The sequence below is a fragment of the Chelatococcus sp. CO-6 genome, assembly GCF_001271345.1.
GTDB classification, from domain to species: domain Bacteria; phylum Pseudomonadota; class Alphaproteobacteria; order Rhizobiales; family Beijerinckiaceae; genus Chelatococcus_A; species Chelatococcus_A caeni.
On the sequence record NZ_CP012398.1, the window covers coordinates 3738261 to 3750845 of the forward strand.

General features: G+C 67.4%; 12 protein-coding genes and 1 tRNA gene. 12 read left to right on the forward strand and 1 reads right to left on the reverse strand.

Annotated features, from left to right (window positions below; all coding sequences use genetic code 11):
* Positions 1-656 precede the first annotated feature (656 nt).
* Positions 657-733 (forward strand) — tRNA-Asp (locus AL346_RS17525).
* A 255-nt stretch (positions 734-988) separates the two neighbouring features.
* On the opposite strand, the gene AL346_RS17530 is transcribed toward AL346_RS17525, so the two are convergent.
* Complete coding sequence (locus AL346_RS17530) at positions 989-1231, reverse strand: hypothetical protein (RefSeq protein ID WP_019403280.1); 243 nt, start codon at positions 1229-1231, stop codon at positions 989-991.
* A 235-nt stretch (positions 1232-1466) separates the two neighbouring features.
* Here AL346_RS17530 and AL346_RS17535 point away from each other — a divergent pair, with 235 nt between their 5' ends.
* The 11 genes from AL346_RS17535 to nuoG all read left to right on the forward strand — a co-directional run bounded on the left by AL346_RS17535 (position 1467) and on the right by nuoG (position 12581).
* Positions 1467-2390, forward strand: coding sequence for a hypothetical protein (locus tag AL346_RS17535; RefSeq protein WP_156332798.1), 924 nt, complete (start codon positions 1467-1469; stop codon positions 2388-2390).
* 309 nt (positions 2391-2699) lie between these two features.
* Positions 2700-3491 (forward strand): DUF1236 domain-containing protein, encoded by a 792-nt coding sequence (locus AL346_RS17540; RefSeq protein ID WP_019403277.1) that lies wholly within the window; start codon positions 2700-2702, stop codon positions 3489-3491.
* A gap of 355 nt (positions 3492-3846) precedes the next feature.
* Positions 3847-4212 (forward strand): NADH-quinone oxidoreductase subunit A, encoded by a 366-nt coding sequence (locus tag AL346_RS17545; RefSeq protein WP_019403276.1) that lies wholly within the window; start codon positions 3847-3849, stop codon positions 4210-4212.
* Positions 4203-4787: an NADH-quinone oxidoreductase subunit B family protein gene (locus AL346_RS17550; protein ID WP_026015322.1), complete on the forward strand. Its 585-nt coding sequence runs from the start codon at positions 4203-4205 to the stop codon at positions 4785-4787. Before AL346_RS17545 ends, AL346_RS17550 begins: the two co-directional genes overlap by 10 nt.
* Before the next feature lie 12 nt (positions 4788-4799).
* Positions 4800-5402 carry an NADH-quinone oxidoreductase subunit C gene (locus tag AL346_RS17555; RefSeq protein WP_019403274.1) on the forward strand — a complete coding sequence of 201 codons (603 nt, stop codon included), beginning with the start codon at positions 4800-4802 and terminating at the stop codon, positions 5400-5402.
* A 51-nt stretch (positions 5403-5453) separates the two neighbouring features.
* Entirely contained in the window at positions 5454-5825 is a 372-nt protein-coding gene (locus AL346_RS17560; RefSeq protein ID WP_019403273.1) for a four helix bundle protein, read from the forward strand.
* A 66-nt stretch (positions 5826-5891) separates the two neighbouring features.
* Entirely contained in the window at positions 5892-7082 is a 1191-nt protein-coding gene (locus AL346_RS17565; RefSeq protein WP_019403272.1) for an NADH-quinone oxidoreductase subunit D, read from the forward strand.
* A 35-nt stretch (positions 7083-7117) separates the two neighbouring features.
* Positions 7118-8014, forward strand: a complete 897-nt coding sequence (locus tag AL346_RS17570) for a hypothetical protein (protein WP_019403271.1) — start codon at positions 7118-7120, stop codon at positions 8012-8014.
* On the forward strand, positions 8014-9144 hold the full coding sequence (gene nuoE, locus AL346_RS17575) for an NADH-quinone oxidoreductase subunit NuoE (protein WP_019403270.1): 1131 nt from the start codon (positions 8014-8016) through the stop codon (positions 9142-9144). Before AL346_RS17570 ends, nuoE begins: the two co-directional genes overlap by 1 nt.
* A 6-nt stretch (positions 9145-9150) precedes the next feature.
* Positions 9151-10452 carry an NADH-quinone oxidoreductase subunit NuoF gene (nuoF, locus tag AL346_RS17580; RefSeq protein ID WP_019403269.1) on the forward strand — a complete coding sequence of 434 codons (1302 nt, stop codon included), beginning with the start codon at positions 9151-9153 and terminating at the stop codon, positions 10450-10452.
* 50 nt (positions 10453-10502) lie between these two features.
* A complete protein-coding gene (gene nuoG / locus AL346_RS17585; RefSeq protein ID WP_019403268.1) occupies positions 10503-12581 on the forward strand; it encodes an NADH-quinone oxidoreductase subunit NuoG in 2079 nt (692 codons plus the stop codon).
* The last annotated feature ends 4 nt before the right edge of the window (positions 12582-12585 follow it).

Sequence of the window (12585 nt, forward strand, 5' to 3'; positions counted from 1 at the left end):
TCCCGTCCGTCCGCCGGAAGACCGTCCGTCCCGGATCGTGCCACGGGCCATCTGTGATTTCTCCAGTCGGTCGGGGCGTTGAATATGGGGCACACCACCCCATATCCCTTACGCGGTGTTTTGTGACCTCCGCGGCGAGCCCTGATCGCATCCACGCCCCCCAGGATTGCGGTCGGGGCTTCGCTATGTCTGCGCCCCGCGCGACGCGCCCCGGCCGGCTCGGCCGCTTCCTCCCTGTCCGTTCCTGATCCGCTTGCTGCCTCAGGTGACGATTCCGCTCACCGCGATTCGTCGGCCATGGCTGCCGGCGACACGGTGCTCCCCGTCCTGCATCTGGTTTGCAGGGGAGGGGCTGCACGGGCGCGAAAAACGATCAACGTCGCGCGTCGCCGGCGCCGTTCCAGCAGCGGCTTCGACGTCGGTGTACTGGTGCGCCGGCCGTCCTGCCGTGATTCATGCCGGGAAAACTCCGGCGTGAATCACCTGATCGCGCCGCTTCCAGCGAAGAGCGGTTGCGGCGACGGCCGGCCTTATCGCTGTCCACAGGCGCGAGCGGCTGTTCCGAAGGGTTTTCATGAGGATGAGGCCAAGGCGCTTGACAGGGCGGGATGGGGGTCTTAATTCAGCGCCACCACAGCGAACGAAGCGTTCGCCGCGGGGGTGTAGCTCAGTTGGTTAGAGCGCCGGCCTGTCACGCCGGAGGCCGCGGGTTCGAGCCCCGTCACTCCCGCCACTTTCTTTCCCTGAAAATCAGAGCCTCGAGATCCGGACGCCGAACCGCGTCATCCGTGAGATCGCGGCGGGCGGCACCTAGCACCAGCGTGCATGTTTTGTCCGTAGCCGGTGTCGACCGGTCGACGCCCGCGCCTGTCTGCCTGTCTGCGCGGCTCACGCCGATCGCGGATGGCAGGAAGCCCAATCCCTCCCGTTTCCGCGCAGTTCACCGCCCGGCTTCCTCGCCGGGCGGTTGCCTCTTTCGGCGATGGCCTCAGGGCGTCGTGATGAGCTTGTAGCCGCGGCCGTTCATGCAGCTGTGCATCGTCTTGCCGGCATCGCTGCTCGCCAGGGCCCGCTGGCGGCATTCCGTCAGGACCCTGTTGGCGCGGCGTTCGTCCGAACTCCCGGGCTGGATGACGCTCCCGTCGCTGCGAACCCAGACTTGCCGCTGGGCAGCTGTTGTATTGCATGCGCCAAGTGCAATGACGCCGAGCAGGACGAAAAATCGAAGCATGAAAACCTCCCTAGCTGTAATCGGACTCCGCTTCAGTCGCCGAAAAGCACTTGCGACCTTGGCAGGAGGTATTTCCTATCATGTTTTGATATGATAGCCTTGTCTACGTTTCCGATGACGTAAAGTTGGCAATCGATTACTAAATTCGATTGTCATAAAAATTTATAACAATTTTATATGTCGCGGAAGCGAGAGGGAAGACTGCGGCTTCGGCTGCGCAACATGGGGCGTTGACATGATGCATACCAATTCGATGAAGCAGCGGCAGCTGCTGATCGCAGCGAGTATTGCTACCCTCATGGCTTTTGCTGTCCCGGCAAATGCACAAGACTTGGGAGGCTTGGGAGATGCTCTCGGTGGAGCGGTTGGCGGACTGGGTGACGCCGTCGGCGGCGTCGGCGACGCGCTCGGTGGCTCTCTCGGCGGTGCGGTGAGCGGCGTCGGTGATGCCGTCAGCGGCCTCGGCGATGCGCTGGGTGGCACCTCGGGCGGCACGTCCGGGGGCTCGCTCGGTGGTGCCGTCGGCGGTCTCGGCAATTCCGTCGGGGATGCGCTCGGCGGCGTCGGCGGGTCCCTGGGCGGCGTGGATGTCGGTCTCGGCGCCAGCGTCGGCAGCGTTGCCAGTGTCGGGGCTGGTGCGAGCCTCGATGACGGCGGCCTCAACGCCGGTATCGGGCTCGGGATTCTCGGGCTCACCACGGCGGGCGTCGGCGCTTCCGCCACGCCGGATGACGGGATCAATGCCGGCATCGGCGTGAACGCGCTCGGCACCAATGGCCTCAATGCCGGTGCGGGGGCCAGCCTTGCTTCATCGAGTGGCGTCAATGCCGGCGTCGGCGTTGGCATCGGCGGCACCAGCGGCATCAATGTCGGGCTCAATATCGGCCTCGGCGGCGGAGGCCCCGGCGGGCCAGGCGGCCCCGGTGGTCCGGGTGGCCCTGGCGGCCCTGGCGGCCCCGGCGGTCCTGGTGGTCCCGGCGGACCCGGTGTGGGTGGGCCCGGTGTCGGCGGTCCCGCCGGCAGTGTCTCGGCTGCCATGTCCGGGATGAGCCAGCAGCAGGTCGCGGCGCTGAAGAAGCGCTGCTCCAGCATTCTCTCGTCCTATGCGGAGTTCGACGACGAACTCGTCAACCTGTGCAAGGTGCTTCAGCGCATCTGACGCATGGCGAAGGAATGGCGAAGGACAGGCGCGGGCCGCTGGGCCCGCGCAACGGCCGGGGCCGGCTCCAGGGCCGGCTCCGGTGGATGACTTCTCCTGTCGGAATTCCGGGGCTTCGGGCATCCCGCCCGGCTGTTCCGTCCCTCTTGCCCCCGCCTCGCTTCCGAGGCGGGGGTTTTGCGCGCCGCCTGCGACCGGCCTCGTCGCGACCGCCGCGTTCCTGACCCCGTGGCGCCACCTTTCCGGCCAATTGAAACAATTTTAGCGGCCTGTCGTTCGACGGGAGGGCTCAAGACATGGAGAAGACCCATGCGAAAAGTTCTCCTGACCACCGTGGCCGCGCTCGCCCTGGGCCTCGGCCCGGTCTATGCGCAGGCGCAGCGGCCGCTGCCGGAAGGGGGCGGCGATACGGGTTCGCCCCAGTCCGGACCCGGCACCGGCGGATCGGGCGGCACCGTCGCGCCCGGCGGCTCCGGCGCCTCGGGGCCTGCGATGAAACGCCAGCCCGGCGCGGGCTCGGTCCAGCCTCCTTCCGCGGCCGGTGAGGGCGTGCGCGGCGAGGCACAGGAGCGGCGGCAGGGTGCCCCGCGAATGGAAGGGCAGCGTACACCGGGTGCCGGCGAGCAGCCGAGCCGGGCCGAGCGTCAGCAGCGCCCGGGTTCGGCGCAGGGCGGCGTGCAGATGGACGAGCAGGATCGGGCGCGGCAAGGCGCCGATATCAAGCAGCGCGACGACACGCGCGGCGCCGTCCGCGAGCGCGGGACGACGGACGCGCCTTCGGGCAGCGCCGGCACGCGCGGCAGCGACACCGACGTGGATACCACCGGCAGCGTCGGCACCAATGTCGAGATCAGTACCGAGCACCGGCGGACGATCCGCGAAACCATCACCAGCGAGCGTGTCGAGCCCGTGCGGGACGTGAACTTCACGATCTCGGTCGGCCAGGCGATCCCGCGGACCGTGGAACTGCATCCCCTGCCGCCACGTGTGGTGGAGATCGTCCCGCAGTACCGCGAGTACGTCTATTTCGTGCTGGCGGATGGCCGGATCGTCATCGTCGATCCCCGGTCCTATGAGATCGTCTACATCGTGACCGCCTGACCCGGTGTGTCCATCGTGTACGACGCCCGTCCGGCATGCCGGGCGGGCGCCGTGCCGAAATGTCCCATCCGCACGGGCGGTCAAGCGAGGATCAGGCGGATCGCAGGGGCGGCGGTTGCGTGAGCGTTGCGTCGCGGTGCCGAAAGCCGGGAACATGGCTGCTATGCGGCACCGCAGCACTTGCGCCCGCGGAGCGCCTGCGATAAGCCTCGGCCGCAAATGCGAAACGGTCCAAGGTAGCGGATTGCAGGCGTTTTTCGCCGCTCCGCCTCGCTCGGGCCGGCTTCGTGCTGAGCGAGAAATCCGTCCAAGAGCCCGCCGTCCCGGCGACGGGCCACGATACCGCGGGTGCCGGATGCAGAGCCTTCTTGCCGACTATCTGCCGCTCGTCATCTTCATCGGTGTGTCGCTGGTGATCGGGGTGGCGCTGCTTGTGTCGCCGTTCATCGTGGCATATTCGCGGCCTGACGCCGAGAAGCTGTCGGCCTACGAGTGCGGCTTCAACGCCTTCGACGACGCGCGCATGAAGTTCGATGTGCGATTCTACCTCGTCGCCATCCTCTTCATCATCTTCGACCTCGAGGTCGCCTTCCTCTTTCCGTGGGCCGTGGCCTTCGGCGACCTCGGCTGGTTCGGCTTCTGGTCCATGATGCTGTTCCTCGGCGTCCTGACCGTCGGCTTTATCTACGAGTGGAGAAAGGGAGCCCTCGAATGGGATTGATCGGCGAAGCGAGCGGCCCGGCCGTCGCGCCGGCGGCCAGGGGCATCATCGACCCGCGTACGGGCAAGCCCGTGGGCTCGGATGATTCCTTCTTCCTCGGCCTCAACGACGAGCTGGCGGACAAGGGTTTCCTCGTCACCTCGACGGACGAGCTCATCCAGTGGGCCCGCACCGGCTCGCTGATGTGGATGACCTTCGGCCTTGCCTGCTGCGCCGTGGAGATGATGCAGCTGTCGATGCCGCGCTACGACGTCGAGCGCTTCGGCTTCGCTCCGCGCGCCAGCCCGCGCCAGTCGGACGTGATGATCGTCGCCGGCACGCTCACCAACAAGATGGCGCCCGCCCTGCGCAAGGTCTACGACCAGATGCCGGAGCCGCGCTACGTCATCTCGATGGGCTCGTGCGCCAACGGCGGCGGCTACTACCATTATTCCTATTCGGTCGTGCGCGGTTGCGACCGGGTGGTGCCGGTCGACATCTATGTCCCGGGCTGCCCGCCGACCGCCGAAGCGCTGCTCTACGGCGTCCTTCTTCTGCAGAAGAAGATCCGCCGCACCGGCACCATCGAGCGCTGAGGGGGGAAGGCGATGAGCGTCAACCTGACCGAGCTCGGTGAACATATCCTCGCATCGCTGCCGGGTGCGGTGAAGGCGGCGGGCGTCGGCTTCGACGAACTGACGATCTACGCCGAGGCGGGTGAGATCGTCCGCGTGCTGACCTTCCTGCGCGACGACGCGCGCTGCCGCTTCGTCAACTTCACGGACCTGTGCGGCGTCGACTATCCGGTGCGCGAGAAACGCTTCGACGTCGTCTACCACCTCCTGTCGCCGCACCATAACACCCGCATCCGCGTGAAGGTGGAGGCCGACGAGGCGACGCCCGTGCCCTCCGCCATCGGCGTCTTCCCGGCGGCCAACTGGTTCGAGCGCGAGGCCTACGACCTCTACGGCATCCTGTTCTCCGGCCATCCCGACCTGCGCCGCATCCTCACCGACTACGGCTTCGAGGGCCATCCGCTGCGCAAGGACTTTCCGCTCACCGGCTTCGTCGAGGTGCGCTACGACGACGAGGAGAAGCGGGTGGTCTACGAGCCGGTGCGGCTCAACCAGGAATTCCGCAACTTCGACTTTCTCTCGCCGTGGGAGGGCACCGACTACGTGCTGCCCGGCGATGAGAAGGCCAAGGGGTGACGGCAATGGTCAGTCGGCAGTCGGCAGTCGTGACCGGGGAGGGGCGGTGCGATGGATATCCAGTCGTATCGCGATCTTCGCGTGTGGCGCGAGGCTATGGAACTCGCGGAAGGCTGCTATCGGCTGACCGGTGGTTTCCCCAAGGACGAACTCTTCGGGATGACGGCTCAGATCAGACGGGCTGGCGTTTCGATTCCCGCGAATATCGCGGAAGGATATGGGCGGGGGAGTGCCGGCGCGTACGTGCACTTTCTCAAAGTCGCGCAGGGATCTCTGAAAGAGCTGGAGACGCATCTGCTCCTTGCCGAGAGAGTGGGTTTGGCGGAAGGCGCGGCGATTACAAGCCTGCTCGAAGCCTGCGACTCCGTCGGGAAGATGTTGCGATCGTTGATCCGAGCGGTCGAACGAGGGCAGAACGCGTGACCTTCGACTGCCTACTGCCGATTGCCGACTGCCCCGACGCAAACGCCACATGCCAGGCGCAACGCCATGACTGAGCATCAGATCCGCAATTTCTCCATCAACTTCGGCCCGCAGCATCCGGCGGCGCACGGCGTGCTGCGCCTCGTGCTCGAGCTCGACGGTGAGGTTGTGGAGCGCGTCGACCCGCACATCGGCCTCCTGCACCGGGGCACCGAGAAGCTGATCGAGGCCAAGACCTACCTGCAGGCGGTGCCCTATTTCGACCGGCTCGACTATGTCGCGCCGATGAACCAGGAGCATGCCTACGCGCTCGCCGTCGAGAAGCTGCTCGGCATCACGGTGCCGCGGCGCGGCCAGCTCATTCGCGTGCTCTATTCGGAGATCGGGCGTCTCCTCTCGCACCTCCTCAACGTGACCACCCAGGCCATGGACGTCGGCGCGCTCACGCCGCCGCTCTGGGGCTTCGAGGAGCGCGAGAAGCTGATGATCTTCTACGAGCGGGCCTCCGGCGCGCGCATGCACGCGGCCTATGTGCGCCCCGGCGGCGTGCACCAGGACCTGCCCAGCAAGCTCATCGACGACATCTGGGACTTCTGCGATCCCTTCCTCAAGGTCTGCGACGACCTCGAGGGGCTGCTCACCGACAACCGCATCTTCAAGCAGCGCAACGTCGACATCGGCGTGGTCTCGCTCGACGAGTGCTGGGCCTGGGGCTTCTCCGGCGTCATGGTGCGCGGCTCGGGCGCGGCGTGGGACCTGCGCAAGGCGCAGCCCTACGAGTGCTACGAAGAGCTCGATTTCGACATCCCGGTCGGCAAGAACGGCGACTGCTACGACCGTTACTGCATCCGCATGGAAGAGATGCGGCAGTCCATCCGCATCATGAAGCAGTGCCTCGAGAAGCTGCGCTTGCCCGAAGGGCAGGGCCCGGTCTCGACGAGCGACCACAAGGTCGTGCCGCCCAAGCGCGGCGAGATGAAGCGTTCGATGGAAGCGCTCATCCACCACTTCAAGCTCTATACGGAAGGCTACCACGTCCCCGCGGGCGACGTTTACGCCGCCGTCGAGGCGCCCAAGGGCGAATTCGGCGTCTATCTGGTGTCGGACGGCACCAACAAGCCGTATCGCTGCAAGATCAAGGCGCCGGGCTTCGCCCATCTGCAGGCCATGGATTTCATGTGTCGCGGCCACATGCTGGCCGACGTCTCGGCCGTGCTCGGCTCGCTCGACATCGTGTTCGGCGAGGTCGACCGCTGATGGCTTCGGCGCCGGCCATAGAAGGGACGGGCCCCGTGGCCTACGCATCCGGCTGGACACCGTCGGAGCGTACGCGCCGCAAGGTGCTCGAGCCGCTGCGTCGGCGCGTCCTGGGGCCGCTCTTCACCCGTCTCGGCTACGACCTTCTGCCGGCCGTGCCGGAATGGGAGCACCGGCCCCTGTCGCGCCGCGAGGTCGATCGCCTCGTGCGCGGTGCCGCCCACCATATCGCCGTCGATCTGGAAGCTGCAGGCATCGCGGTGCCGGAGGACATGGAAGGCCTGGTGCGCGCCTTCTATGAAGACATCTGCCAGTGCCCCGTCCGCCAGAAGCACGGCGGCAACGGCTTCAACGGCGCGCTCGAGCTCTTCGTCGTCGCGCGGGCGCTCGCTCCCGACGTCATCATCGAATCGGGCGTCTTCCGCGGCCTGACGACATGGGTGCTGCGCAAGGCCTGCCCCGAGGCGCGGATCTTCTGCTTCGACGCGGTCTTCGCCAATCTGCAGCACCGCGACCCGGCGGCCACCTATCACGAGGCGGACTGGTCGGGCTACGACTTCGGCGGGCTCGATCTTTCGCGCGCGCTCGCCTTCTTCGACGACCACATCGACCAGGCGCGGCGCATCATCGAGGCGGGGGAGCGCGGCCTGCGCCATCTCGTTTTCGACGACAATACCGCCGCCCATTGCATCCACGCCCATGGCGGCCCGGCCTTTCCGACCGTCGACATGGTGCTCGCCGACGACCTCTCGACGGAGCCGGTGCGCTGGCTGCGCAACGGGCGCGAGTTCGTCTACGAGGCGGACGTCTCCGTCATCGAAGCCGTCCGCGAGCGGGTCGAGACGGTGCGCAATTTCGATGATCTCCATGGCGTTACCGGCTATTCGCCGGCACGCCTGACCTATGTGAAGCTCAAGGACAGGCGGATCTGATGGCTGTTCGTCGTCTCGCCCCCAAGGAATACCAGCCCGACAGCTTCGCCTTCACGGCGGAGAATGCGATCTGGGCCGGGCAGCAGATCGCGAAATATCCCGAAGGCCGGCAGGCCTCGGCGGTGATCGCGCTGTTGTGGAAGGCGCAGGAGCAGGCCGGCGGCTGGCTGCCCGAGCCGGCGATCCGCACCGTCGCCGACCTCCTCAAGATGCCCTACATCCGGGTGCTCGAGGTCGCGACCTTCTACACGATGTTCAACCTCGAGCCCGTCGGCCGCCATCTGGTGCAGCTGTGCGGAACGACGCCCTGCATGCTGCGCGGCGCCGAGCAGCTCAAGGACGTCTTGAAGCGCAGGGTCGGCGGCGAGAAGCACGTCAGTGCCGACGGCAAGTTCTCGTGGATGGAGGTCGAGTGCCTCGGCGCCTGCTGCAACGCGCCGATGGTGCAGATCAACAACGACTACTACGAGGATCTGACGCCGGAGAGCCTCGAGAAGCTGCTCGACGATCTCGCCGCCGGCAAGCCGGTGAAGCCCGGCCCGCAGAACGGCCGGCGCGCCTCCGAGCCGGAGGGGGCCATCACCACCTTGAGCGATCCTTCGCTGTTCGACGGCTCCCAGATCGGCGCCTGGCGCCAGCGCTTCGAGGCCGAGGCGGCCGAGAAGGCGCGCGCCGAGGCGGAGGCTGCCGCCGCAGCGCCGGAGGCGGCGAAGACGCCCGAGCCCGCCAAGCCGAAGGAGACGCGCGCCGAGGAGAAGGCCGCCGACCGTCCCGAGGTACGCGTGGCCGAAGGCAAGGCGCCGATCGCGGCGGCCGCCAAGGCGGATGCGGCCGAGGGCGTGGCGGACGAGCACAAGCCCGTCCTCCTCACCAAGGCGCGCGACGACGGCCCGGACGACCTCAAGCTCATCCACGGTGTCGGGCCGAAGCTCGCGACCATGCTGAACGAGCTCGGCATCTACCACTTCGATCAGATCGCCGCCTGGAACGAGATGAATCTCGCCTGGGTCGACCAGCACCTCGGCGCCTTCCGCGGGCGCGCGGTGCGCGACAAGTGGATCGAGCAGGCCAGGAAGCTCGCCACGGGCTGGCGCCCGGCGAGCGACGTCGGCGAGAAGCCGGAGGAGTGAGCGGCCATGCTGTCTGACAAGGACCGCATTTTCACCAATCTCTACGGGCTTCACAGCCCTGGCCTCGAGGCCGCGAAGATGCGCGGCGCGTGGGACGGCACCAAGTTCCTGCTGCAGCAGGGGCGCGACTGGATCATCGAGGAGATGAAGAAGTCGGGCCTGCGCGGGCGCGGCGGCGCCGGCTTCCCCACCGGCCTCAAGTGGTCGTTCATGCCCAAGCAGTCCGACGGGCGCCCGCACTACCTCGTTGTCAATGCCGACGAGTCGGAGCCGGGCACCTGCAAGGACCGCGAGATCATGCGCCATGATCCGCACCTCCTGGTCGAGGGCTGCCTCATCGCCTCCTTCGCCATGGGTGCCAACGCGGCCTACATCTACATCCGCGGCGAGTACATCGCCGAGCGCGAGGCGCTGCAGCGGGCGGTGGACGAGGCCTACGAGGCGCGCCTCATCGGCAAGGACAACGTCCACGGCTATCCCTTCGACCTCTACGTGCACCACGGCGCCGGCGCCTATATCTGCGGCGAGGAGACGGCGCTGCTCGAGAGCCTCGAGGGCAAGAAGGGCATGCCGCGGCTGAAGCCGCCGTTCCCGGCCAACATGGGCCTCTACGGCTGCCCGACGACGGTGAACAACGTCGAGTCGATCGCCGTCGCCGGCACCATCCTGCGCCGCGGCGCCTCCTGGTTCGCGAGCCTCGGCCGGCCGAACAACGTCGGCACGAAGCTCTTCTGCGTCTCCGGCCACGTCAACAAGCCGTGCAACGTGGAAGAGGAGATGGGCATCACCTTCCGTGAGCTCATCGACCGGCATTGCGGCGGCATCCGCGGCGGCTGGGACAACCTGCTCGCCGTCATCCCCGGCGGCTCCTCGGTGCCCTGCGTGCCGGCCGAGCAGATCATCGACTGCCCGATGGACTTCGATTCCCTCCGGAACCTGAAGTCCGGCCTCGGCACGGCCGCGGTCATCGTCATGGACAAGTCGACCGACATCGTCCGGGCCATCGCGCGGCTCAGCTACTTCTACAAGCACGAGAGCTGCGGCCAGTGCACGCCCTGCCGCGAGGGCACGGGCTGGATGTGGCGCGTGCTGACGCGCATGGCCGAGGGCCGGGCGCAGAAGCGCGAGATCGACATGCTCCTCGACGTGACCTACCAGGTCGAGGGCCACACGATCTGCGCGCTGGGCGATGCCGCGGCCTGGCCGGTGCAGGGCCTCATCCGCCATTTCCGCCACGAGATCGAGAAGCGCATCGACGATTATGCGGCCAACCCGCATTCGGATGCGGTTCTGCAGGCAGCTGAGTGATTGATCACGTCCGGGCGGCTCGCCGCCGGACGGGAAAGGACGAAGTAGCGATGGCCAAGCTCATCGTCGACGGCAACGAGATCGAGGTGCCTGCGGAGTTCACCATCCTGCAGGCCTGCGAGGAGGCGGGCGCCGAAGTGCCGCGCTTCTGCTTCCACGAGCGGCTGTCGATCGCCGGCAACTGCCGCATGTGCCTTGTCGAGGTGAAGGGCTCGCCGAAGCCCGTCGCCTCCTGCGCCATGTCGGTGCGCGACCTGAGGCCCGGCCCGAACGGCGAGCCGCCGGTCGTCAACACCCGCACGCCGCTCGTCAAGAAGGCGCGCGAGGGGGTGATGGAGTTCCTGCTCATCAACCACCCGCTCGACTGCCCGATCTGCGACCAGGGCGGGGAATGCGACCTGCAGGACCAGGCCATGGCCTACGGTGTCGATTCCTCGCGCTTCGCCGAGAACAAGCGCGCCGTCGAGGACAAGTACATCGGCCCGCTGGTCAAGACCTCCATGAACCGGTGCATCCATTGCACCCGTTGCATCCGCTTCACCACCGAGGTCGCCGGCGTGCCGGACCTCGGCGCCATCGGCCGCGGCGAGGACATGGAGATCACGACCTATCTCGAGCACGCCATGGGCTCGGAGCTGCAGGGCAACGTGATCGACCTGTGCCCGGTGGGCGCGCTGACCTCGAAGCCCTACGCCTTCCAGGCGCGGCCCTGGGAATTGTCGAAGACCGAATCCGTCGACGTGATGGATGCGATCGGCTCGGCCATCCGCGTCGATGCCCGCGGGCGCGAGGTCATGCGCTTCCTGCCGCGCGTCAACGAGTTCATCAACGAGGAATGGATCTCGGACAAGACGCGCTTCGTCTGGGACGGCCTCAGGACCCAGCGCCTCGACCGCCCCTATGTGCGGGAGAACGGACGGCTGCGTCCGGCGAGCTGGAACGAGGCCTTCGCCCTCATCGCCGAAAAGGTCAATGCGGCGAAGAGCGAGCGCATCGGCGCCATCGTCGGCGACCTTGCCGCCGTCGAGGAGACCTATGCCCTCAAGCTCCTCATGGAGAAGCTCGGCGTTCCCAACATCGACTGCCGTCAGGACGGCACGCGGCTCGATCCGGCGCTCGGGCGCGCAAGCTATCTCTTCAACACGACCATTGCCGGCATCGAGGATGCCGATGCGGTGCTGCTCATCGGCACCAATCCGCGCAAGGAAGCGCCGGTGCTCAACGCCCGCATCCGCAAGCGCTGGCGCCTGCTGCGCACGCCCATCGGCGTGATCGGTGAGAATGTCGATCTCACCTACGAATATGCCTATCTCGGCGCCGGCGCGCAGACGCTGGCCGATCTCGCGGCCGGCAACGGCGCCTTCCTCGAGGTACTGAGCAAGGCCGAGCGGCCGCTCATCATCGTGGGGCAGGGGGCTCTGGCGCGTGAGGACGGCATGGCCGTGCTCGCGGCAGCGGCGAAGCTCGCCAAGGCCGTCGGTGCCATCGGCGAGGAGTGGAACGGCTTCTCGGTGCTGCACACCGCCGCGGCGCGGGCCGGCGCCCTCGACCTCGGCTTCGTGCCGAAGGCCGACGGGCTCGACGTTGCCGGGATGCTGGCGCCCGGCGCGCTCGATGTCCTCTTTCTTCTCGGCGCCGACGAGGTCGACGTGCCGGAAGGCGCCTTCGTCGTCTATCAGGGCACGCACGGCGACCGCGGCGCCCACCGCGCCGATGTCATCCTGCCGGGCGCGACCTACACCGAGAAGACCGGCATCTACGTCAACACCGAGGGGCGCCCGCAGCTCGCCAACCGGGCGGTGTTCCCGCCGGGTGACGCGCGGGAGGACTGGGCGATCCTGCGCGCGCTGTCGGATGTGCTCGGCAAGCGCCTGCCGTTCGATTCGCTTGCGGCGCTGCGCGAGCAGCTCTTCGCCGCGCATCCTCATCTTGCCGCCATCGGCGAGATCGCGCCGGCGAACGGGGCCGACATCGAGGCGCTCGCCGGCAAGGGCGGCGCGCTTGCCGATGCGCCGCTTACTTCGCCGATCGTCGATTTCTACCTCACCAACCCCATCGCGCGCGCTTCCGCCGTCATGGCCGAGTGCTCGGCTCTGGCCGGCGGGGCGCTGAAGCAGGCAGCAGAGTAAGGAC

Coding starts and splice junctions, on each gene's coding strand:
- nuoE (WP_019403270.1), top strand. CDS start 8,014: ATGGCTGTTCGTCGTCTCGCCCCCAAGGAATACCAGCCCGACAGCTTC.
- AL346_RS17530 (WP_019403280.1), bottom strand. CDS start 1,231: ATGCTTCGATTTTTCGTCCTGCTCGGCGTCATTGCACTTGGCGCATGC.
- AL346_RS17540 (WP_019403277.1), top strand. CDS start 2,700: ATGCGAAAAGTTCTCCTGACCACCGTGGCCGCGCTCGCCCTGGGCCTC.
- AL346_RS17535 (WP_156332798.1), top strand. CDS start 1,467: ATGATGCATACCAATTCGATGAAGCAGCGGCAGCTGCTGATCGCAGCG.
- AL346_RS17550 (WP_026015322.1), top strand. CDS start 4,203: ATGGGATTGATCGGCGAAGCGAGCGGCCCGGCCGTCGCGCCGGCGGCC.
- AL346_RS17560 (WP_019403273.1), top strand. CDS start 5,454: ATGGATATCCAGTCGTATCGCGATCTTCGCGTGTGGCGCGAGGCTATG.
- AL346_RS17545 (WP_019403276.1), top strand. CDS start 3,847: ATGCAGAGCCTTCTTGCCGACTATCTGCCGCTCGTCATCTTCATCGGT.
- nuoG (WP_019403268.1), top strand. CDS start 10,503: ATGGCCAAGCTCATCGTCGACGGCAACGAGATCGAGGTGCCTGCGGAG.
- AL346_RS17555 (WP_019403274.1), top strand. CDS start 4,800: ATGAGCGTCAACCTGACCGAGCTCGGTGAACATATCCTCGCATCGCTG.
- nuoF (WP_019403269.1), top strand. CDS start 9,151: ATGCTGTCTGACAAGGACCGCATTTTCACCAATCTCTACGGGCTTCAC.
- AL346_RS17565 (WP_019403272.1), top strand. CDS start 5,892: ATGACTGAGCATCAGATCCGCAATTTCTCCATCAACTTCGGCCCGCAG.